Below are 23,588 nucleotides of genomic sequence, written 5' to 3'. Positions count from 1 at the left end.
TTTACGAGTTTCGTAAACCGGCTGGATATCATTCTAGTCGGTTTTTTTCTTGAAAAAATACGAGGTGGGATAAATGTTGATGAAAGCAGATCCAGCGTGGAATAGTTCAGAGGAATTGACCGAAGCCAGAAAGCAGATCAATCAACTTGATGAATCAATTGTGGCTTTATTAACCAAGCGGTTTGAAACAGCTGCTAAAATAGGAAAGATCAAAGAAAAACAGGGACTGCCGGTTTTTGATCCGGATCGTGAGGAAGCAGTGCTTGAAGGTGTTACGGCACTTGACCCAAATCGAAAAACACGGCAGTATATTTGGAATATTTACCGTTCAATTATGGAAAATACCAGGCAATTTGAACACGATACCAAATCAGACCAAAATAAATAGTTCGGAGGATGAGACATTGCTTAACTACTTGACTGCAGGAGAATCACATGGACCACAATTAACCGGGATTATTGAAGGAATCCCATCAGGGCTTCAACTGGATATTGAAGCGATTAATGCGCAATTGAAGAAGCGGCAGGGTGGCTATGGTCGTGGGAACCGCCAAAAAATAGAACATGATCAGGTAACCATTGTCGGCGGGGTTCGTCATGGGATTACATTGGGATCGCCAATTGCACTGGTGGTTCAGAATCGTGACCATGCCCACTGGAACGAAATTATGAATCCCACCAGTCCGCAGACACCTGAGAACACATTGCGAAAAGTTCAACGTCCTCGTCCGGGCCATGCGGATTTGGTTGGTGGGATGAAGTATCGGCACCATGATTTAAGAAACGTCCTTGAGCGCTCATCGGCTCGTGAAACTGCGATTCGTGTCGCTGTTGGGGCAATCTGTAAGCAGCTTTTGGCGCAAGTCGGTATTCAGCTGGTTGGTTATGTCGAACAAATCGGCTCGATTTCTACTGATAACAAGCCGGAATTAGACGTTGCCAAAATTGAATCGGCAATCAGTCATAATGATTTACGGATTATCGATCAGGAAAAAGTGGTGCCAATCCATGATTTGATTGATAAAACCAGAAAAGACGGTGATACGCTCGGCGGGATTATCCGGGTGATCGCGACAAACGTGCCGGCTGGACTTGGCAGCTACATTAGTTGGGATACAAAATTAGATGGGAAATTGGCCGCGGCAGTCATGGGTGTTAACGCGATGAAGGGCGTTGAAATCGGTGACGGCTTCAAGGCAGCAGCCAGTTATGGCAGCCAGGTAATGGATGAGATTGATTGGCGAAAAGATACCGGTTTCTTTAGAAATACGGATCATTTGGGCGGCTTTGAAGGCGGGATGACCAATGGCATGCCAATCATTGTTAAGGCAGCCATGAAGCCAATTCCAACGTTATATAAACCGCTGCAAAGTGTTGATGTCACAACAAAAGAAGTCAAAAAGGCCAATGTAGAGCGCTCCGATACAACGGCGATTGTACCGGCTTCAATTGTCGTTGAAAGTGTTGTGGCAATTGAACTGGCTAAAGCACTAGTTGATAAATTTGATAGCGATAACGTTCAACGACTGCAGGAGCAGGTTGCCGATTATCGAGATGAATTAAAGGAATTTTAGAGGTGATCCGAGTGAAAGAATTAACGCATAAACCACTCTCCGGATTACACGGAGAATTATCGGTTCCGGGAGATAAAAGCATTTCCCACCGTGGCATCATGTTTGGGGCCATTAGTCATGGTCAGACCATCCTGCATCACTTCTTAACTGCTGAGGATTGTTTATCAACATTAAAGGCCTTTCAACAGCTGGGCGTGCCGATTAAACGCACCGGTGAAACGGTCGTGATTGACGGTGTTGGTCTTCACGGCTTAAAAAAGCCCGACAAGCCTTTGGATATGGGCAATTCCGGGACAACTACCCGATTAATAATGGGACTGTTGGCAGGTCAGAATTTCGAGACAACGCTGTTTGGCGATGCATCTTTGTCCAAGCGGCCAATGAAGCGGGTAAGTGAACCACTGGCTGAAATGGGGGCTGACATTTGTGTGACGGAGGGCCATCTACCGGCTAGAATTCATGGGAAAAAGCTGCATGCAATCGACTACCATTTAAGGGTTGCCAGCGCCCAAGTTAAAAGTGCTTTAATTTTGGCGGCCATTCAAGCTGACAAGCCGTCTATCCTGGTTGAACAACTACCAACCCGTAATCATACGGAAAAGATGTTAAACGCATTTGGAGCGGCGGTTGAAACGTTGCCTGACGGGGTGACCATCCAGGTTAATCCGCAGCCGAAGTTAAACGGGATTGAACTAACGGTTCCGGGCGATATGTCCTCGGCAGCATTCTTTCTCGTGGCGGCTACGTTGGTACCAAACTCAAAGTTGATTTTAAAAAATGTGGGGGTTAATGAAACCCGCACCGGCCTGTTGAAGATTTTAAAGCAAATGGGCGGCCGGGTTGTTGAGCGCCATCGGGATGAGTCGGGAGAACCAACTGCTGATTTAATTGTTTCCAGCGCGGCGTTAAAGCGATTGAGATTGGCGCGGCGGAGATCCCGGCAGTTATTGATGAATTGCCGCTGGTGGCATTATTGGCCGCAAAAGCAAACGGCGTTAGTCGCATTACCGGTGCTGGTGAATTGCGGGTAAAGGAAACCGACCGGATTGCCGCGGTCGTCCAAGAGTTTACCAAATTGGGCATTACCATTCGCGAACTGCCTGACGGCTTCGTTATTGATGGCAGCCAGCCTTGGCAAGTTAAAAAGCATCAATTGGACAGTCATGGCGATCATCGAATTGGTATGACACTGGCGATTGCATCATTGCTGGTTGATACATCATTTCAGTTAGCCGGTGCTGAAAGTGTTAATATTTCCTATCCGGAATTCTTTGATGATCTGGAAAGTGTTATGAATGTTGAAAGTTATTCTTAATTGAAATATTGAGGTGAAAGTCATATGTCTACGGTGTTGATCAGTGGCTTGGGATTAATTGGCAGCTCGATTGCCAGAACAATCAGAGATGGCGATCGGAAAATTGAAATTATCGGCAGTGATCCCGATGATGATTCGGCCCAGTTTTTGCTTGACCAGCAAATTATTAATATTAGAAAATCGTTTGAAGAAGCGGCAATAATGGCCGACTTTATCGTGCTGGCCGGTCCGGTTTCTGTTATAGTTGGCCAAATTCATGCGTTACAACGCTTATCGTTAAAGCCCGATGTCTTCATCACGGATGTTGGCAGTACAAAGAAAACGATTATGAAAGCGGCTCAGCCACTGCTGGCAAAAGGGATCAATTTTGTTGGCGGTCATCCAATGGCGGGCTCTGATAAATCCGGCGGTCGGTTCGGAACACCGAATTTGTTTAAGAACGCTATTTATTTTCTGGTCGGTAAAACGCAAACCAATCGAAAACTGGCTGATTACCAACAGTTGTTGAGTAAGTCAATGATTCGATGGCAACCGATCACGGCGGCGGCACATGATCAATTGGTAAGTGAATTGAGTCACCTTCCTCATGTGGTGGCAGTTACCTTGGTAAATACGATCACAGACAGCCTTGACGAAAAATCAATCGGCTTAAAAGCAGCGGCCGGTGGCTTTAAAGATACTACCAGGATTGCCGCCTCTGATCCGACAATGTGGACGACCATTATGATGAATAATACCGAGCAAATCAGTCGGGCGTTATCCCAATTTCAACAACACCTCGCCAAGTTTCAAGCGGCACTGGATACACATGATGAAGCGACAATTAAAGCGTTCTTTGCTCGGGCACGGGCAAGCAGGAAGTCGATAGACGAAAGGAAATGATAATGATGAGGGCTATTTTGGTTGGTTTTATGGGGAGTGGAAAAACAACGGTTGGGCGATTGCTTGCTAATCAAATCCAGGTTCCCTATCATGATTTGGATGATGTTATCGTTCATCGGACGGGAAAATCGATTCAGCAGATTTTTGATGATGAGGGTGAGGCAACCTTTCGGATGCTGGAGCATGATGCACTTATGAACTCGTTGGGCGATGAAGGGATTCTGGGAACGGGGGCGGGACACCGATTCAACCGGCTAATTTTGAACTGTTGGTCCAGACGACGGTTCCCGTTATTCTATTAGATGTTTTACCAGAAACGATTCTGGCACGTTTAAGAAATGATAGTGGCCGGCCGCTCGCTAAAAAATTGGGATTAGCCGGCTTGATTGATTTGAAACACCAACGGATGATAGATACAATCGGGTTAGTGACATTCGAATTGCAACGGATCATTTAACGCCTGAACAGGTGGTTGAAAAAATTATGCAGGAATTATCGGTCTTAAAATAATTTAATTTTTAAAGGTGGGGTTGGCATGATTGATGGTCACACGAAACTTTATGGATTATTAGCGCATCCGGCTGCTCACAGCCTGTCGCCGCTGATACATAATACAAGTTTTCATGTTAGTGGTGTAAACGGTGTTTATTTGGCGTTTGACGTTGTTCCGGAAAATTTAAAACCGGCTATGGCAGCGATGCGGGCAATGGCCATTGGCGGGGTTAACCTATCAATGCCATTAAAAACAGCCGTCCTGCCATTGCTGGATGACATTACGCCAAGAGCAAAACGATTAAATGCGGTTAACACGATCGTTAATCGCAATGGCAAATTAGTGGGTGATACAACTGACGGCCAAGGATTCGTTGATTCATTAAAGCATGCCGGAATTGATATCAAGGGCAAGACGATAACGGTTTTAGGCGCTGGTGGTGCTGGTCGATCGATTATTGCGGCTGCAATAGAAGTGGGCGCCTCTAAGATGTGTGTGTTTAAACGACAGAACAAATCCTTTGCGCCACGAAAAGCACTTCTTGAAAGTTGGTCTGATAAGGTTTCAGTTCTGCCATACGAAAATGAAGCGGCAATGACGGCAGCGGTTTCGCAGAGTCAAATTATTGTTAATGCAACCAATATTGGGATGAGTGATGATAATCAATTACCCATTAGTGAAGCGATTTTAAACCAGCTGACTTCCCATCAGGTAGTGGTTGATGTCATTTATTTTCCATTAAAAACGCCGCTGGTAAAAGCAGCTGAGAAAAAGGGCTGTCGAACATTCAATGGGATTGGGATGTTGGTTCATCAGGCAGCCGGTTCTTTTCTGGAATGGACAGGAAAAAAGATGCCGGTTGAAAAGGTGATTGCGACGGTCAATCAGGAAGTGGCTAAAAGAGGGCATTTTTAATGACGCTGAGTAACTAATGGATACCGTCTCTAAGGATTTAATAGTATACTTGATTTTAAATAAAGTTTGATGACATTAGGGGAGCCCACCGGCTGAGACGCGATTTAAGCGCGAACCCTTTGAACCTGATCTGGTCAAAGCCAGTGTAGGGAAATTGTCAGGGTGGTCCCCTCCTTCTGTTATCTTAATTGAGATGGGAGGACTTTTTTTATGAGGCGATCGGCTACATATAAGATGATTTTAACGGCATTACTCTCAGCTTTGGGAGTGGTTGGCGGCAGTATGTTTGAGTTTACAATTGGTGTGGCAAAGGTTGCACCGATGCAGCACTTGATTAATTTAATTTCCGGCGTTTTGGTCGGACCATGGTGGGCAGTTACCCAAGCATTTATCACGTCATTAATCAGGAATATCTTGGGAACCGGAACGGTGTTGGCGTTTCCCGGCAGTATGATTGGTGCTTTTTGTGTTGGCTGGCTGTTTCAAAAGACTAAAAGCCTTTTAATGGCTGCCTGTGGTGAACTAATCGGAACCGGCATTATCGGTGCCATTGTTGCTTATCCTGTCGCAAAATGGCTAATGGGGGCAAATGGTGCTTTATGGCTGTTTGTACCCAGCTTCTTTTTGAGTGCGCTTGTCGGGGTAGTTGTCGGCTACCTGATTCTGCTAAGCATGTGGCAGCGGCTTATTTTGCCACAGTTGAAAAAGATCTCTAAGTAAAAATTGTCCATTAGTGATCAAAACAAAAAGCCAACAGTTCTCACGAAACTGATGGCTTTTTGTTTTGATCACTTATAATTAATGTTCGGCAACTTCTTCGGGGTGCTTCTTTTCAAATCGATATTCAAAGTAGAAATAGCCGGTGATAAATAGATAGCAAACTGCTGGGACAATAAATGATAATTGCATTGAACCGCTAAAATCGGAAACCAATCCTTGAATAGCAGGCACAATGGCTCCGCCAATTAAGGACATGACGATAATAGCACCAGCCGTTTCAGTATATTTCTTTTCTGTTACGGCATCCAGTGTATGTGTGTAGATCGTTGGCCATTCCGGGCCAAAGAAGAAGCTCGTCATGATGGCTGCGTAAACGGCTGTCATATTTGGAACGGTAAACGTAATAATTAGTGACAGTGTTCCCAGGAGGGAGTATGTGGTTAATACGCCCGTAATCGAAAACTTACTCATGAAAATGTTTGCGATTAGTTTCCCGATAAACCAAGCGATGTAACTATAAATCATAAAGGTTGAAGCAGCGCTGTCGGTGATTTTATCATTTAAATTTAGCGCAAGCCGAATAGTAAACGACCAAACCGTGGTTTGAAGGCCGGCGTAGATGAATTGCGTTAACACGCCCTTTTTAAATCTGGCGTTACCCCAGAGATACTTAATGGTTTCAGCCAGGCTGGGCTTTTCCTCCTGGGCTTCCAAGCCGGCTTCGGTTGGCTCGGCAGTTGCCTTTGCCCGGGGCATCGGTGAAAGGGCAAAGATAATCAACATTAAAATTAAGACTGCCAAGATATATTTATAAGGTCGAAGGGTCAATTGAAGCATTTGTTCACCATAGGCAATTCGAGCTGCACCGTGCATGCTGCTCATTTTTTCGGCCAGATTACCGACACTGCCGAAAATTAAGTATTTGCCGAGCAGAATACCGGCGATATCGCCAAGCGGTACCAGTGTTTGTGAGAAGTTCAAACGCATGGTGGCATATTTTTTGGGACCAAGCATTGAACTGTAAGTATCACAAGATGTTTCCAAGAAGCTGAGTCCAATTGCAATCGCAAAGATAGCAACCAGAAACATGGAGTAGGTTGCGACCCGTGAAGCAGGGAAGAAAAGCGCACATCCGAGGATGTAAAAAATCAGACCGGTCATGATCGCAAATTTATAGCTTTGTTTTTTGATGATGAGTGAAGCGGGGATCGCAATTAAAAAGTAACCACCGTAAAAAGCACTTTGAACAAATGCGGTTGCGGCATCGTTTAGCATGAAAACTGTCTTGAATTGTGTGATAAGAATATCGTTTAGACTGGCGGCGGCACCCCAAAGCGGGAATATCATTGAGACTAATAGGAATTGAAAAATCGGCGTTTTGCTGAGATAACCATCGGACAATTGTGTCCAGCGATGGCTTTTTTTAGTTGTTGTGAGTTCCATGTGCAAAAAATCCTCCTTGATTCGTTTTTATAGATAAAACGTTTTACTTTAAAAATTAAAAAGTGACGCCCGATTCCAAGATAACATTTGAGAAAGGAGTCATCTCACCGGTTCGAACAAAGGCATGTGTTTTGGCCAAATCTTTTTTCAATTGACTGTGGGGTACATATTCAATTGAAACCGCCGGTAAAATTTCTTTGATGGCAGCCAGCTGTTTGGGATTTTGGATTTTGATTTCTTCTGCCAGGTAAATTTTTTGCACTTCCAATTCAGTTAGAATGTTTTGAAGAACCTGTTGGAAGCTTGGCAGGTTTTTAGCCAATGCCAAATCAATTTTGGGAGTTGCCATCGGAACGGGCATACCGGCATCGCCGATCCCAAGCCAATCCATGTGTCCCATATTGGCAATGACACTTGATAATTCCGAATTAATAACACCAGTTTTTTTCATAATAATAGAATTCTCCTTGAAGTTAATCGATTTAATAAAAGGTTTTACTTTAAAATTCATACTTGCATGATACCATTTTTTGCAAAGGCTTTCAAGAAAATTTTTTTCAATTTGACAAAAAAAGTCCCTAATACCAGCCTAAATTCTTGATCTTAAGGTGTTAGGGCTGAAAGATTTTATTTTTGGGGATTAAATGTTTCCCGATATTTGATTTTCCCTGGAATGATATTTCTAACTGTCCAGTGAGGCTTAAGGTTGATTAAAGACTCAGCATGTAAAATGGCTTGAAAACCAAGTTCGGTTTTTGGAATCCAAATGCTGGAGAGAGAAGGTGTTAAAAAGGAGGCGAATTCCAAATCATCGAAGCTCATAACAGCCAAGTCTTTGCCAGGGACCAACTGATATTTTGAAAGTGCCCGCATAACACCGATTGCGAACGGATCAGACCAAATCAAAATAGCGGACAGCTGCTGCCCGTATTTTGTAATCAATTCTTCGGTTGTTTTCATCGCCACTTCAGTATCCGGTTCAATTTCTCGGTAAATTTCCGGTTTCTGATTTTGGGAGGCCCACTCATGATAAGCTTTAGAACGGGCATCAGGAATCTTTGCGACCAGCCGGCCATCCAGATCAATTTGATTTCGCGTACAGCCAATAAAGGCGATTTTACCGGCTGTATGAGCGCTAAGCTGATTTAAGGCCGCTATGGTTAATTCTGATAGGTTGGTGTCAACGATATCTACCAGACCGTGATAGTAGCCGCCACCATCGACAATCACAAGATTGGCGTTATAGCGTTTAATCTCTTTAACGGCAGCTTCAGTGACGCTCCCAACCAGAATAACCGCATCGACGGATCTAAGCTTTTGAAGGTTAACGCCGTCTTGAAGCCGGATAATGTTGCTGAGATCGATATGGCGTTCCTTAGCGGCTTCATACATGCCCCTGCGGACGAAGCGCCAATATTCATCATGGGTTTCCTCTTCAAGGGTCATTGTAGTTAATAGGGCAAATTTAAGGGGCGTGGGTGCCTGATCGTCATTGCTGTCGTATTCATACCCTAGCTTATCGGCGATATCTCGAATTTTTTTTCGGGTTTCTTTAGCGACAAATTTATTTTTATCCAAACTCAGAGCGCGTGAAACGGTCCCCGCGGAAACACCTGCTGCTTTAGAAATATCTTTTATTGTTGTCATGATTGTAGCCCCCGTGAAAAACTAGTATATTAATTTCATTTAAGTATGAACTGAATTTCAGTAAATTATTAATAGAATTAATTTTGATTAACTTATTAAACTTGAATGTAAAAGATTTCGTGAAGAAAATTCTGAATTATACAAAAAGAGAACGCTGAAGGCGTGAAATAACGCGATTACTTAAAAAGCCTGTATAATAAATAATGAAATAAATTTAAACATTTTGCAACCTGATTAAAAAAGTAAGCGAGGTGAGTAAAAAATTTAATAAAATTATTTGACATTTACACTGTAAACGTTTACATTCAAATTAGCAATTATTTTATTTAAAACTATTTTTTGGAGGCATCCTTTATGGCAAGTAATACCACTGAGACTACGGGTCGTAAAATTACATCGCGGTTGTCGTATTCATTTGGTGCGTTTGGCCACGATATGTTTTATGCGACGTTGTCGACTTATTTTATGATTTTCATTACTTCTCACCTGTTCGATAAGAGCAGTAGCGCAAGTAATGATCGGATGATCTTTTTCATTACAATAATTATTGGTTCTTTGCGGGTTGTTGAGCTTTTAATTGATCCATTTATCGGAAATGCGATTGATAATACCAATACCAAATGGGGTCACTTTAAACCTTGGATCCTTGCTGGTGGTACTGTTGGTTCAATTGCTTTAACGATTTTGTTTAGTAACATGTTTGGTTTAAATGTTTCAAATCCAATTCTTTACCTGATTATTTTTGCTATTTTATATATTATGATGGATATTTTCTATTCATTTAAGGATGTCGGTTTTTGGTCAATGATTCCGGCTATCTCGTTTGATTCAGCAGAACGTGAGAAAACGGCTACTTTTGCCCGGGTTGGTTCCAACATTGGACAAAATATTGTTGGTGTTATTGTTATGCCACTGGTTGTCTTTTTCTCGATTAACACGAATCACGGTCAAGGTGATTTGAGAGGCTGGTTCATGTTTGCCGCAACCATCGGGCTTGTTTCATGGCTTTCCGCTGTAGTTGTTGCTTTAGGAACCAAAGAAAATGATTCTCTGCTTCGAAAGAACGCTGAAAAGACTCGTCTTCGAGACGTCTTTAAAGTATTAGGACGAAACGATCAATTGATGTGGCTTTCTTTGACATATGGTTTGTACACTGCCGGTATTCAGATTACCAACGCCTGCCAGCTTTACTACTTTACGTATATCATGGGAAAACCCGGCCAGTATTCATTTTTAATGGGCCTAAATATGGCTGTTGGAATTGTAGCCGTATTACTTTTCCCACCATTAGCTCAAAAATATAGTCGGCGAAATGTGTTCTTCATGTGTATCGGTCTAATGCTACTGGCAATGTTAATTTTCGCGTTTGCCGGTTCATCATTAATTTTGGTTTTGATTTCCGCCGTATTGTTCTACATTCCACAACCACTTGTATTCCTGGTTGTTTTGATGATTATCAGTGATTCTGTTGAATATGGCCAGTTAAAATTTGGGCACCGTGATGAATCATTGACTTTGGCTGTTCGACCACTGCTTGATAAATTGGGCGGTGCTGTTTCGAACTGGGTTGTTGGTGCAGCTGCTGTTCTTGCAGGTATGACTGCCGGTGCTACGGCAAATACGATTACCAACCAAGGCCATATTGTTTTCAAACTTTTTATGTTTGGTGTCCCAGCCCTGTTAATGTTGACTGGAACGTTTATCTTCTTCAAGAAGGTAACTTTGGATGAAAAAGAGCACGCCAAGATTGTCGATGAACTTGAAAAGACTTGGCATGAGCACTTGGAAACAAACGGTGAGGAGTCAATGCAGGATATCGAAAAGAAAGTTGCTGCAACAACGACTTCTTACAAGTCACCAATCACTGGTACACTGGTCCCACTCGCTGACGTTTCCGATGACAACTTTGCCTCTGGAAACATGGGGAAAGGGTTTGCGATTAAACCAACCGACGGTAAAGTGTTTGCACCGTTTGATGGGGTCGTAGAAGCAACTTTCCCAACCCGGCATGCAATTGGGCTGCGTTCTGACAGCGGTATTTTAACGTTGATCCATATTGGAATTGGAACGGTTAAAATGCAGGGAACCGGCTTTGTGCAGTACGTTGACAAGGGTCAACACGTCAAGCAGGGACAGGAATTAATCGAATTCTGGCAGCCTGCGATTAAGAAAGCCGGTCACGATGATACGGTTATGGTGGTTGTTACGAACTACAAAGACATCAAAGATTTCAATTATATCAAAGAAGCCGGCGATGTGACCCACGGTGATGAAGTTTTGAATTTGTCAAATCCGGAAACAACGGATAATCAGTAAACCGGACGAATTTAACAATTGATTCTTCATTAACTAAACAGCGTTAACTATAAAAATCCCCAAATAATCAAGCGAACTTTCATGCCTGCTGGTTATTCGGGGATTTTTAATTGTTACCGGTTTGCGGCTATTATTTTATGTTGATGAATTTTAAAAACCCGATCGCAAAGTTTGTCAATATCTCGTGATTGTGACTGGTGATGACAATTGTCCGTTGTTTTTTAACGCTTGTTAATTGAAGTTCAATTAACTTGGGCTTAAAATTCAGTTCGAAATAAGTTTTCAGATGATTTTATCGTAATAGTCGTAGAAAGATGATGATCATAATGGCAATTAAAATAGCTGTTAAGTTAGTGGTTGCTGCGTTACTGATTTTCAGTACGACTTGGTATAAATTTCCCAGTCAAATAATAATGTATCTTACCGTCACACTACTCAATATCATCGCAATTTTTTTGATTGTTTCCGCATTAGTGGAGATTGTTAATGGTTATATTAGAAGAAAAAAGCTATAAGTAATTGAGAATGAAAATCATTTAGTCATTATTTGAATAGTTACTTTAGACGTTGCCATCTTTTTGACAACGCTTTTTACTTTTTAGGAAATCTAGTTGACCATTTTGTAATCTCGATAAAAGATGTAATATAGAAAGGTGGCTAAAAAATAGAAAGAGGGGAATGCTGTGTCAAAACGTGATGTTTTGATCGTAACGTGCGCGTTACTGTTATCGAATGCAATGGGTGGACTTGACAATACAATCATCAATACCGCATTGCCTGCAATTATTTCCGACCTTCACGGAATTGAATTAATTGGTTGGATCGTTGCCGTGTTTCTTTTGGGAACAGCGGTCAGCACGCCGCTGTGGAGCAAACTCGGTGAACATATTGGCAACAAAAAAAGTTATCAACTCGCGGCATCCTTCTTTGTAATTGGATCGTTTTTGCAAGGGATGTCACCCAATATTATTTTTCTGATCTGCGCGCGAACTCTAATGGGAATTGGAAACGGCGGTATGATTTCGTTACCGTATATCATTTATGCCAGAATGTATGCCAATCCCCGCAAGCGGATGCAGGTGCTTGGGTTTGTCTCGGCCAGTTACAGTATGGCTACGATTATCGGGCCGTTGGTTGGCGGCTACATCGTTGATACCTTTAGCTGGCACTGGGTCTTCTACTTAAATGTTCCAATTGGATTGATTTCAATTTTCTTTGTCCAAGTTTATTATCGGATGCCGGAACGCCAGCACAAGACCAATCCGGTTGATTATGTTGGTGCTTCGCTCATGACAATTGGTTTAGTAGCACTGCTGACCGGAATTGAATTTATTGGCAGTGTTAGTTGGCCGATTGTAGTGTTATTGGTTGGGTTTGCGGTTATCGTTTTAACAATTATGTTTCGAATTGAAGATCGGGTGGCAGATCCAATTATCCCAAGCCGATTGTTTAAGAACCGACCATTAATGATTGATTTTGTTCTCTTTACGCTGATCTGGGGTGCGTTTATCGGCTTCTTGATTTATAGTCCGATGTGGGCTCAGGGGCTATTGGGAACAACGGCTCTGATTGGTGGTGCGACCCAAATTCCGGGATCGATTACCGATTTTTGGGTTCCGGAACGGTTGCGCCGATGAGACGGTTTTTAACGCCTCAAAGAGTCGTGGCGGTTGGTATTATCACATTGGTTATTTCGTTTGCATTGTTGGTTTTTGCCGGCGTAAAAACACCTTACTGGATTTTGCTGATTGCTGGTGCGTTTGAAGGATTTGGCAATGGTGCCTGCTTCAACGAGCTGCAGATTAAAGTGCAGCAGGATGCGGAGACGCAGGATGTTCCGATCGCAACGTCGTTTAGTTTCCTGATTCGAATGCTGAGCCAAACGTTTACGGCTTCGATTTTCGGCATCATCTTGAATCATGCACTTAAGGCGGGTGTTCTTCAATCTGGTGGTCGAATTACCATGCAGATGATGAATAAGTTAAGTGATGCAACAAATATTGGGTCATTGCCACAGCACTTAATTCCACAAATGCGGGTTATCTTATTTAACGGCCTACATAACATCATGATTTTATCTTTGGGACTGATGCTGGTTTCACTTGTAATTAATATTTGGGCCCAAAAATTGGAACGAGAGAAGTATCAATTAAAACGAACGCAAGTTGCTCAGACATCTACCAGTAATGGCTAGAAAATAAAAAGTGTGTTCGCAAACCATCGAAAGTTTGCGAACACACTTTTTGCATAGTATTATTTAGACTGCTTATTACCAGTGTTGAGTGACTGATCTTTAAATGTTGATAGCGAAACATTAGCAGTTGATAAATTATCATTACTGCCGGATTCAGCCTTAAAGCTGACTTTGTCGCCCTCAGCAATAAACTCGTAAATCGGCTTAAAGCCTTTAGCAGAAGTATCCAGTTGATAAACCTGATTATTGTCCTTTAAGATGAATAATAATTTGTTATCCGTAGTTCTGACAATTCGATTGATGGTTCCCGAAATTGTCTTACCGCTTGGTGCCGCGACAGTAACGCCGGTTTTGGCTTCCAGTCGTTGGTTAAATAAGGCAAGCGTACTTTGGGCATCATCACCAACAGCATAGGTACCACTTTGGTTATTACCGTCAGCTAGCAGGTAAACAAATTTCATAAAGGAATTATTGTCCCGGTCAAGCATCGAAACAACCCAAGTGGGATCGCCATTGATTCGGTAAAGTAATGGTAACGTCCCACGATAGTTTTGCGGGTTGATATCTTGTTGGGCATAGGAGATCGCCCGTTCCGGCGTCATGACGTTGCCATGTTCCCGATAGTAATGAAGTGTGTTGGTGCGGGCATCCACAAAGGCGTAGCCCAAAATGGAGCTTTGATGGGCATTGACACTGGTCATCCCAGTAAAGTAGTAAACCCGACCCTTGTAAGCATACGGCGTAAGGTGATCGCCACCCTCGGTTCCGGCCTTTGTTGGCTGCATCACACCGCTGTGGCCGCCAAAGCTGGTAGCATTCCAAAAGCCGTGACGATAACGGCCGAACAGGTTCACTTCTTGTGAAACCAGTTCCGGTGAAACCGCGATATCAACGAACTTAGGCACGTTGTTTGGCGAGTAAACATTGACCTTACCCGTTATCGTGTTTAAAACTGCGACTTTATAATGTTTGTAATCGTAATTTCGATTTAAATAAGAAATTGGTTTGGCAAGTGTTCGAACGTAGTAAGGAGTTCCTTTATCATCAATTTCCAATTGAGAGGTTGAACCAACCATGGAGTAGCCCAAACTGTGAGCACTGATTCGACGATCAGCGTCACTATTGAAGTAGGCACTTGGTGTATATTTCATTGGTCGGCTGACAAATTTAGGATCCGCATTTTTGTCGGTTGCATCGGTTCTAAAATAACCGGGCACTTTCAAGTAGTGAATATAGCGCCAAAAGCCGCCGGAAAATTCAACCGGTGCGACATAGACCATCTTTTTACGATACATTTGAACCCGCATATGATTCAAGTCATAGACGTTGGAGTTTTTAAAACTGTTCAGTGAGTTGTTCATGTCGGTTGAAACAGTTTGCGGTGCGTTAACCACAGGCGTTTCAGAGCTGTTCTTGATTACCGGCATTGGTGCGTCTTTGGTATCATCATTGATGTCGGTCTTAATTGATTGAACGGCTGGCCGCGGATTCATTTTGGTAACTAATTGGGTAACACTACCTAAAATAATAAAGACGACCACGGCCAAAACAATGCCAACGGCCAGTTTTCCGAGCCAACCAAAGGTATCCGTGAATCTGGAGATGGTTTGCGTAATAATACCATCACCGGCGTGTTCAGAACGGGCTGGTGGGTTGCCGCCGCCAAAAACAAACCGCCTTAAGACGGCAACCACAATCAGGCCACCAATTAACCACATCAGCCAACCATCAATCAGTGATGGGTAAGCCAAGTCTGGTAGGTTAAAGTAGGTGTTGACATAGCTGATCAGAAATAAAATGATAACAGCAACGGTTGACCAGATCCGCCCCCGTCGATTGGCAATAATCATCAACCAAATATATGGAATAATAAGCCCTGAAATTTCAACCAGGGTGATGAGTGCAAAATAACTCAGCATTGCGTTTAACTCCCTTCAAAAGTAAACGATTTCTTCTTCCATTATACATGGAAGTGTTGGAACCGTCTTTAATTCTAAGAAATAGTTGCTGGGAAGGACCAATTATTCAATAATCTGGATTCAAGGCTGCGACGGCCTCAAATAAAAACAACGCAGCTTATTGCAGATCGTCTTCAAATCGGTTTCAAACTATATGAAATTTGATTAAGAATATGTCATACTTTTTTAATGTGCGTAAAGTATTTTTGCAGTAAATTTGGCACTAAACTAAAAAAATGAACTTGTTATGAATTTATAGATAAAAACGTTCAAGCGCTTACTTATCAGTGTAGTCAGCTGTTTGAAACGTTGGCTATGAATAACTTTGTGAAAATAGTTATTGACATTATGGTGTCATCGTGTTTATTATAGACACAATTTCATTTTATCATTTTATTCTCATTTGTTTGTTAAAATCTAGGAATCGAGGTTTTGCCTATGGAGGCATCTGTTGATAAGTCAGCGAACAAGCTGACGGTTAAAGATTATGTATACTTAGTTTCTGCCGGCGTTTCTAACGCTGTTTTGGTCATGTTGGGGATTGGATTATTAACGCAATCAATTGCCAACTTTGTTCATTGGCCACAATTACATCAGGTTGGCGCGATTGCCCAATGGCTTTTGGCACCAGCTTTCGGAGCAGCCGTTGCTTCACAGTTAAAGACAAATACATTGGTATTATTCAGTTCGATGATTTCTGCGACTGTCGGCGCAAACGCGGTTTATTTCATTTCGCATGGCGTTCACGCTGCAACGGCAACCGGTAACCAAATGTTTCAAGCTGCCCAAACGGGAATTTTTACAACTGGGCAGCCGATCAGTGCGGTTGCCGCTGGCTTGGTGGCTGCTTTGGTTGGAAAATACTTAACTGGCAAAACACCGTTGGATATGATGTTGGTGCCCCTTGCCGCCACGCTTGTCGGCTCCATTGTTGGCTTGGGATTGGCCAGTGTAACGACACCAGCTTTAAATTGGCTGAGTGCGTTTATCGCGCAGTCAATGAAGGTTAACCCGTTGTTAGGATCGATGTGTGTCTCATTGGCATGGTCCATTTTCTTGATGACACCGGCTTCGTCAGCGGCTTTGGCAGTTGCAGTCATGCTGGATCCATTATCGGCAGGAGCAGCCTTGATTGGTACGACGGCGCAATTTGTTGGCTTTACTGTTATTTCTTGGCGGCAAAATGATTTGGGAGCCAATATTGCCCAGGGCGTAATTACGCCTAAAGTGCAATTTCCAAATCTTTTGGCTAATCCGCGATTGGCTTTACCGTCAATGATTGCGGCAGTGGTCGCGGCGCCGATTGCAACCTTGTTCTTTGGCTTTAAAGTGCCGTTTACGCTTGGCGGATTGGGACTTAATTCGCTAATTGCTCCAATTACGCTGGCTTCAACTAGCATGCCGATGCTGGTGGCATACCTGATCATGGGGATTGTCGTTCCCGCGATTATTTCGATCGTCATCTACCGGGTTCTGTTGGGACTCAAATGGGTTAAAGACGAACAGCTCCATTTGGAAATTGTTTAATAAAGAAGCAAAAGAAGTTTACGGTAGCAGGTTAGAATAGATAATTAGCTGGAAAGCTAAGTAGATAAATACGAAGTTCGGTTGGTAATCCTCTCATTAGCAGGATTGCTAACCGAACTTTTGTGTTAGTTGCAGGAAGGTCGGCACTTGCTCAGACCCGTCAGTATGAGTGGAAGAAAACGTGATATTAAAAGAACTGATTCATTGGTATTAAATGCGTTTTGGAAATTAGCAGTCATTAAAATACGCTCTTTTTCACGAAGTACCATTTAGCAAGCGCTTTATGTGACTATCATAATACTGATTTAGAAAGTTAAACAGCTAAAAAACGGTTTTCTTAGTAAAATAAGCAGTGAAAATTTACCGGTAAATTTTTGTGTTGTATTTCACAACCTTTTGACATATACTTTTAAAAGACGAAAAGTTAACGAATTCACAATCAAAATGGAGGTTACAACATGTCAAGAAAAGTCGCTTTGGTTACCGGTGCCGGTCAGGGAATTGGAGAAGGGGTTGCCCGTCAATTAGCAACTGATGGTTTTGCAGTTGCTTTGTCAGGTCGTCATTTGGACAAAGTACAACGGGTTACCGATGATATTGAAAAAGACGGTGGCGAAGCTTATGCGATCGAAGCCGACGTTCAATATCGCGACCAGGTTTTTGATTCGGTTCAAAAAACGGTTGACCATTTCGGTCATCTGGACGTGTTTGTCAACAATGCGGGGATTGCTCACGTTGCCCAAATTTGCAATACAAAGGAAGATGACCTGGATAAATTACTGGATATCAATGTTAAGGGCACATTCTTTGGGATTCAGGCTGCGGCTGCTCAATTCCGTAAACAAAAGACTCCGGGTAAGATTATCAACGCCTCATCGATTGCCGGACATGAAGGCTTTGAACTTTTAGGCGCTTATTCAGCAACCAAGTTTGCGATTCGTGGACTAACTCAGGCGGCTGCCAAGGAATTAGCCCGTTATCAGATCACGGTGAATGCCTATTGCCCAGGCATTGTTTTAACACCTATGTGGGATCAGATTGATGAAGAAATGGGTCAGGTAAATCATGTAGCCAAAGGCGAATCTTTAAAACAATATCTATCAGGGATTGCTTTGGGCCGTGGTGAAGAACCTCAGGATGTTGCCAACCTGGTATCATTCTTGGCAAGTGAAAAAGCAAATTATATCACCGGCCAGGCGATCATGGTTGATGGTGGTATTAAATACGTTTAATCATAATAATTGCAAGAAGACACGTTTAATGGCGTGTCTTTTTTGTTGCCACTGTTAAAATTGCTGTACAATTGAATCAGTAGAATTAAAAATTTGATACGTGAAAGGGATGGTTGATTAATGACAGAAGTTAATCCATCTATTGAAGAAGCGATGGTTCGGTTTCCGACCGGGGAGCTTTCTTTAAAGCAGGTTGAGGCAATTTTTAATGTTTTACCCTATGATATTGACTTTATTGATGCTGATGATCGCTTCACCTGGTTTTCAAACCAGTCCAAGCGTGAACATCCCCGCTCGACTTCTCAGCTGCAGGAGACGGTTCGCCAACTTCATCCCGGGCCGACAGCGGATCGCGCTCAGGCGGTTATTGATGCCTTTAAAAAGGGTGATAAACAACACGTTGAAATCCCATTGAACTTAAATGGCAAATTAGTCGACATTAATTATTATGCCGTTCGGGATAAGCAGGGCAATTATTTGGGAACGATTGAATATACGGGAACTGTCAACCATATTAAGACTTTGCTGGACCAAGGTGCTTGGGAGCAAGACGCAACTACGGGTGCTTCTAAGAACCAAGGTATACCAACTGAAGCGAAAGCCGTCAAGAAAGAAGACACAGTTTCAGGTGCTTCCCACAAGGATCAAAAGCCGGATTCAGAAAAGAAAAACGATGCAACAACCGGCCCTTCCCGATTAAGCATGAAAGATGACCGGTGGATTCCTTAAAAAACGATAGCAGCGTCAGCATTTACCCGTCTGAATTAATTTGATAGCATATTTGCAATACTAAAAAACGTTTGAGGTTTTCACTTGCCTCAAACGTTTTTTGATGGGTCTAAATCAGAACCTTGTTATTTAATTAATTGCGGTTGAAAGATGCCCATTACTGTATCTTGAGCAGTAAATACCGGGACTTCATGGCTGAGTGCTTTGGCAACCAGCTGTTTTTCATCGTCTGTTTCGTCTTGCGAACTCAGCGCGAAGGCAAGTTTATCAGGCCATGGCATATCTTTTTCGTAAACTTGGACATCGAAGTCACTGTCCGCGAGTTTGTGAACCAGTTTTTCGTCTTTGGCATCAGCTTTTGAAATGAGAACCGTTCCTTCAACTGTGTCGGTATTAATATGGTAGCTGTCAAACAAGGCATTGTGTAAAGCTTGTTGAAGCGTATCACCACTGCCGATATCTTCACCGGTTGATTTCATTTCTGGGCTTAGTGCAGTTGGCGCACCTGGTAATTTGGCAAATGAGAAGACCGGTGCCTTAACATAAACTTTGGCAGGTTCCGGATATAGTCCCGGTGCCAAGCCGATCTCTGCCAATGATTTACCAAGAATCAGCTGGGTTGCAAGTTGTGCCAAGTGCATTTTGGTGATCTTGCTCATGAATGGCACGGTTCTTGAAGCCCGTGGGTTTACTTCGATGACATAAACATCATCCGCACAGATGAATTGAATGTTCATCATACCGACCGCATGGACTTTTTTACCAATTTTGGTTGCGATGGCGACGATCTTTTTCTTTTGATCCTCAGTCAGATGTTGCGGCGGATACATGGCAATGGAATCACCTGAGTGAATTCCGGAACCTTCCAAGTGTTCCATAATACCTGGCACAAAGACGTCCTTGCCATCGCTAAGAATATCCACTTCACACTCGGTGCCCGGAATATATTGGTCAATTAAAATTGGTTGGCCGGCACTTGCTTTAAGCGCGGGAACCAGGTATTCATCAAGTTCGGCATCGTCATGGACAACGGCCATTCCTTTACCACCCAGAACAAAACTCGGGCGAACCAGGACTGGGTAGCCAAGTTTGTGAGCGATATGATGGGCTTCTTGACCGTTCATAGCAGTATCACCTTTTGGATGGGCAATATCCTGGTCAATTAGCAAATCTTCAAAGTCGTGACGGTTTTCGGTTTCTTTAATCCCATGCATGGAGGTACCGAGAATTTGAACACCGTGCTTTGTCAGTTCTTCAGTTAAATTAATAGCTGTCTGACCACCAAATTCAACGATAACACCCATTGGCTTTTCCAGATTAATCACGTTCATAACACTATCAATGTCTAAAGGTTCAAAATACAATTTGTCTGAAATTGAGAAGTCGGTTGAAACGGTTTCTGGATTGTTGTTAATAATAATAGCATTTTTACCGGCTGCCTGAATGGCTTTTACACAGTGGACAGTCGCATAATCAAATTCAACCCCTTGACCGATTCGAATTGGCCCGGCACCAATAACCAAAATGCTGTTACCGATGGGCTGGCTTTCGTTTTCAGTGCCGACTGTACTGTAGAAATAAGGTGTTTCACTTTCAAATTCGGCTGCACAGGTATCAACCATTTTGTAAACCAAGTGTTGGTCAGCCATTTTATCCAGTTTTTCAAGTTCGTGATCAGTGGCATGATGAACAGCTTTGATCATTGTGTTGTTAAAGCCCATCTTTCGTGCTTTCAAGACCATGTCTGCGCTTAAGAGACCGTCGGTTAACTGCTGTTGCATTTTAATGATGTTTTCCAGTTTTGATAGGAAGTAAAGATCAATTTTGGTGGAACGATGAATCTGTTCAATTGTGGCACCTTTGCCGATTGCTGCAAACAGTTCGAATAGGCGGTAATCGGTTGGTGTTTTGATTTTTTCGATTAAATCGCCGAGAGACATTTGGCGGGTATAGTCAGGAATGAGATCTCGTTGCGCTTGTTTATCCAATTCGAGTGACTGAACGGCTTTAAGAAGTGATTCCTCAATTGTACCGCCGATTGCCATTACTTCACCGGTTGCTTTCATTTGGGTTCCCAGTTTGCGATCTGCATTTGTGAATTTATCAAAGGCAAAGCGTGGAATCTTAGCAACGACGTAATCCAGCGCTGGTTCAAACATCGCGTATGTGGTTTGCGTAATGGGATTCAGGATTTCATCAAGATTCAAGCCAACTGCAATCTTGGCTGCGATCTTGGCAATTGGATAACCGGTTGCTTTTGATGCAAGTGCTGATGAACGACTGACTCGCGGATTAACTTCGATAACGTAATAGTTTTCGCTGTTTGGATCCTGAGCCAATTGAACATTACAGCCACCTTCAATTTTTAGGGCATTGACGATGGTTAGTGAGGCATCACGCAACCGCTGATATTCTTTGTCGGTTAGTGTCTGTGTCGGGGCAAATACGATTGAGTCACCAGTATGAACGCCAACCGGATCAAAGTTTTCCATTCCTGTCACGATAATTGAACTACCATGATGGTCACGCATTACTTCGAATTCGATTTCTTTGTAGCCGGCGATGCTTTTTTCAACTAGGCATTCGGTTGAAGGTGACATTGTTAAGCCGCGGTTCAAAATAACTTTCATTTCATCATCATTATGGGCAATGCCACCACCGGTGCCGCCTAATGTGTAAGCGGGACGGATAATTACCGGATAATCAATTTCATGGGCAAATGCCAAGCCGTCTTCCAAGTTATAGACAGTTTTTGAGTCCGGAATTGGTTGGTGAAGTTCTTTCATCAAATCTTTGAATTGTTCACGGTCTTCAGCTTGATTGATCGTATGCAGACTGGTACCCAGTAATTCAACGCCAAGCTTATCCAAGATACCGTCCTTAGCCAATTCAACGGCCAGGTTTAATCCGGTTTGACCACCCAAAGTTGGTAAAATTGCGTCAGGATGTTCTTTTTCCAGAATTTTTTTCAAGCTTGGAACGGTTAACGGATCAAGATAAACCTTATCCGCAATTTCATCATCAGTCATAATGGTAGCTGGATTTGAATTAACCAGGATAACAGAATAGCCTTCTTCGCGCAGGCTCAGGCAAGCTTGGCTGCCGGCATAGTCAAATTCAGCGGCCTGACCGATTACAATTGGGCCGGACCCGATAATCAATACTTTTTTAATATCTTCTCTCTTTGGCATTAATGAACCCCTCCATTGACATGCATTAATTCGATAAATTTATCAAACAGCGGCTTTGCATCATGAGGCCCCGGTGCTGCTTCGGGGTGGTACTGAACTGAAAAAATTGGCTTTCCCGGATAGCGTAATCCCTCACACGTTTGATCATTGACTTCAGTAGCGGTTACTTCAAGGGGCGTTGACTTGACCGAATCAATGTCAACTGCGTATCCATGGTTTTGAGATGTCATGTAAATCTCACCGGTTACCAAGTCTCTAACTGGGTGATTACTGCCCCGGTGACCAAATGTCATCTTATAAGTTGAAGCGCCGTTGGCAAGTGCTAACAGTTGATGCCCCAAGCAAATGCCAAAGATCGGATACTGATTTTGAAGTTTTTGGATAACCGGCAAAAAGTCCGAATAATCGGTTGGATCGCCAGGACCGTTGGATAATAGGATACCGGTAGGATGTAGTTCAGAAATGTCTTCAAATGTTGATTCGGGTGTAACAACCGTAACATCGATTCCGGGACGTTGTAACGATCTGACAATGTTGGCTTTAACGCCAAAGTCAACGACAACAACGTGTTCATTCTCTTGGCCGTCCGTAACGGAACGGGTTGCTGATTTAACAATTGATGATTGGTGCGCCATTTCTGCTTTTTTGGCGTTGATTGGTTGATTTGTTAAACTGGCCTTCATAGTTCCGTATTGACGAATGATTTTGGTTAGCTGCCGGGTGTCAATACCACTGATTGCGGGGACTTTTTGTTGTTTTAAAAACGCATCGAGTGAGATAACGCTTTGGTAGTGATAAACTTCATCGGTCATTTCTCTGACAACTACTGCCGAAGCTTGAATTTCGTCTGATTGACTGGTTCCAAGTGAGATCCCGTAGTTGCCAATTAGTGGATACGTAAATGTGATGATTTGATTTTTGTAAGATGGGTCCGTCAGGTTTTCCTGATAACCTGTCATGTTGGTTGTGAAGACCAGTTCGCCCTCAATTTCGGCTCCCAAGTCTCCGCAGGCTTCTCCAACAAAGACATCCCCATTTTCGAGAGTTAGATATTTTTTCATTTCCGAACCTCCTAATTTTTTCCTAACATGCAAATGACATGAGCAGCTAACGCTTTTGATACATAAAGATAGAAGCTTTTTCAGGAAATGTCAAGTAGTTTTATACAAAAAATCGTAATATATGGATTTTTATGAAGATATATTTTTGAATATGTATTTTTATTAAAATGAAAGAGTCCTTGAAAATCGCGCCACATATACATAAGAAAATCATGGTTATTCAAAAAGCTGTCATACTTGGATAAATAAACATTTCCAAAACTTTTTTTAAAATAAGCTTGTGTTTTTAGCGAAAATGTCATATGATTTTAACAACGAATTGAAAGACCTTTAAGATTAACCCCGTGAGGTTAAGAAGGAATCGGTGAACCCAAGTCTAACTTGGGAGAAG

The 23,588-nt window shown here is 42.7% G+C and carries 15 protein-coding genes, 3 pseudogenes and 1 riboswitch; of the genes and pseudogenes, 12 read left to right on the top strand and 6 right to left on the bottom strand.

All coding sequences use genetic code 11. The annotated features are described in order from the left end of the window. Positions 1-73: 73 nt before the first annotated feature. From JCM14108_RS03330 to thiW, 7 genes and pseudogenes are all read left to right on the top strand, one after another. Entirely contained in the window at positions 74-388 is a 315-nt protein-coding gene (locus JCM14108_RS03330; RefSeq protein WP_035178414.1) for a chorismate mutase, read from the top strand. Between the two features lie 16 nt (positions 389-404). Beyond that, positions 405-1,574 carry a chorismate synthase gene (aroC, locus tag JCM14108_RS03325; RefSeq protein ID WP_035178413.1) on the top strand — a complete coding sequence of 390 codons (1,170 nt, stop codon included), beginning with the start codon at positions 405-407 and terminating at the stop codon, positions 1,572-1,574. Positions 1,575-1,585: 11 nt separating this feature from the next. Beyond that, positions 1,586-2,889 (top strand): annotated as a pseudogene (gene aroA, locus JCM14108_RS03320) (3-phosphoshikimate 1-carboxyvinyltransferase). A 24-nt stretch (positions 2,890-2,913) separates the two neighbouring features. Next, positions 2,914-3,771, top strand: a complete 858-nt coding sequence (locus JCM14108_RS03315) for a prephenate dehydrogenase (RefSeq protein WP_035178412.1) — start codon at positions 2,914-2,916, stop codon at positions 3,769-3,771. Continuing rightward, positions 3,768-4,228, top strand: a pseudogene (locus JCM14108_RS03310) (shikimate kinase). Before JCM14108_RS03315 ends, JCM14108_RS03310 begins: the two are co-directional and overlap by 4 nt. A 78-nt stretch (positions 4,229-4,306) precedes the next feature. After that, a complete protein-coding gene (gene aroE, locus JCM14108_RS03305; RefSeq protein ID WP_035178411.1) occupies positions 4,307-5,179 on the top strand; it encodes a shikimate dehydrogenase in 873 nt (290 codons plus the stop codon). A 67-nt stretch (positions 5,180-5,246) separates the two neighbouring features. Further along, positions 5,247-5,349: riboswitch (TPP riboswitch) on the top strand. 40 nt (positions 5,350-5,389) lie between these two features. Then, entirely contained in the window at positions 5,390-5,899 is a 510-nt protein-coding gene (thiW, locus tag JCM14108_RS03300; RefSeq protein WP_035178410.1) for an energy coupling factor transporter S component ThiW, read from the top strand. A gap of 78 nt (positions 5,900-5,977) precedes the next feature. Here the strand turns inward: thiW and fucP are convergent, their stop codons facing one another. From fucP to JCM14108_RS03285, 3 genes are all read right to left on the bottom strand, one after another. Next, positions 5,978-7,342, bottom strand: coding sequence for an L-fucose:H+ symporter permease (gene fucP, locus JCM14108_RS03295; RefSeq protein ID WP_035178409.1), 1,365 nt, complete (start codon positions 7,340-7,342; stop codon positions 5,978-5,980). A 55-nt stretch (positions 7,343-7,397) separates the two neighbouring features. Continuing rightward, positions 7,398-7,793, bottom strand: coding sequence for a D-ribose pyranase (gene rbsD / locus JCM14108_RS03290; protein WP_035178407.1), 396 nt, complete (start codon positions 7,791-7,793; stop codon positions 7,398-7,400). Positions 7,794-7,969: 176 nt separating this feature from the next. Next, on the bottom strand, positions 7,970-8,989 hold the full coding sequence (locus JCM14108_RS03285) for a LacI family DNA-binding transcriptional regulator (protein ID WP_035178405.1): 1,020 nt from the start codon (positions 8,987-8,989) through the stop codon (positions 7,970-7,972). Between the two features lie 354 nt (positions 8,990-9,343). Here JCM14108_RS03285 and JCM14108_RS03280 point away from each other — a divergent pair, with 354 nt between their 5' ends. Further along, positions 9,344-11,305, top strand: coding sequence for a sugar MFS transporter (locus JCM14108_RS03280; RefSeq protein WP_035178404.1), 1,962 nt, complete (start codon positions 9,344-9,346; stop codon positions 11,303-11,305). Positions 11,306-12,042: 737 nt separating this feature from the next. Then, positions 12,043-13,499: pseudogene (locus JCM14108_RS03270) on the top strand (MFS transporter). Positions 13,500-13,558: 59 nt separating this feature from the next. On the opposite strand, the gene JCM14108_RS03265 reads toward JCM14108_RS03270, so the two are convergent. Further along, the gene (locus tag JCM14108_RS03265) at positions 13,559-15,418 is read right to left on the bottom strand and encodes a hypothetical protein (protein WP_035178400.1); all 1,860 of its coding nucleotides are present in this window, start codon (positions 15,416-15,418) and stop codon (positions 13,559-13,561) included. Positions 15,419-15,895: 477 nt separating this feature from the next. On the opposite strand from JCM14108_RS03265, the gene JCM14108_RS03260 reads away from it, so the two are divergent. The 3 genes from JCM14108_RS03260 to JCM14108_RS03250 all read left to right on the top strand — a co-directional run bounded on the left by JCM14108_RS03260 (position 15,896) and on the right by JCM14108_RS03250 (position 18,945). Next, complete coding sequence (locus JCM14108_RS03260; RefSeq protein WP_035178398.1) at positions 15,896-16,984, top strand: PTS sugar transporter subunit IIC; 1,089 nt, start codon at positions 15,896-15,898, stop codon at positions 16,982-16,984. A 458-nt stretch (positions 16,985-17,442) separates the two neighbouring features. Then, positions 17,443-18,216 carry an acetoin reductase gene (locus tag JCM14108_RS03255; protein ID WP_035178396.1) on the top strand — a complete coding sequence of 258 codons (774 nt, stop codon included), beginning with the start codon at positions 17,443-17,445 and terminating at the stop codon, positions 18,214-18,216. 120 nt (positions 18,217-18,336) lie between these two features. Further along, positions 18,337-18,945 carry a PAS domain-containing protein gene (locus JCM14108_RS03250; RefSeq protein WP_035178394.1) on the top strand — a complete coding sequence of 203 codons (609 nt, stop codon included), beginning with the start codon at positions 18,337-18,339 and terminating at the stop codon, positions 18,943-18,945. Positions 18,946-19,070: 125 nt separating this feature from the next. Here the strand turns inward: JCM14108_RS03250 and carB are convergent, their stop codons facing one another. Further along, entirely contained in the window at positions 19,071-22,136 is a 3,066-nt protein-coding gene (gene carB / locus JCM14108_RS03245) for a carbamoyl-phosphate synthase large subunit (RefSeq protein ID WP_035178392.1), read from the bottom strand. Next, complete coding sequence (locus tag JCM14108_RS03240) at positions 22,136-23,197, bottom strand: carbamoyl phosphate synthase small subunit (RefSeq protein WP_035178390.1); 1,062 nt, start codon at positions 23,195-23,197, stop codon at positions 22,136-22,138. The genes carB and JCM14108_RS03240 overlap by 1 nt, the downstream gene beginning before the upstream one ends. Positions 23,198-23,588: the final 391 nt, after the last annotated feature.

Source organism: Lentilactobacillus farraginis DSM 18382 = JCM 14108 (assembly GCF_000583655.1).
Classification (GTDB): Bacteria; Bacillota; Bacilli; order Lactobacillales; family Lactobacillaceae; genus Lentilactobacillus; species Lentilactobacillus farraginis.
Note: the sequence above shows the minus strand (reverse complement) of the source record. Positions and strands in the feature narration are given on the sequence as shown.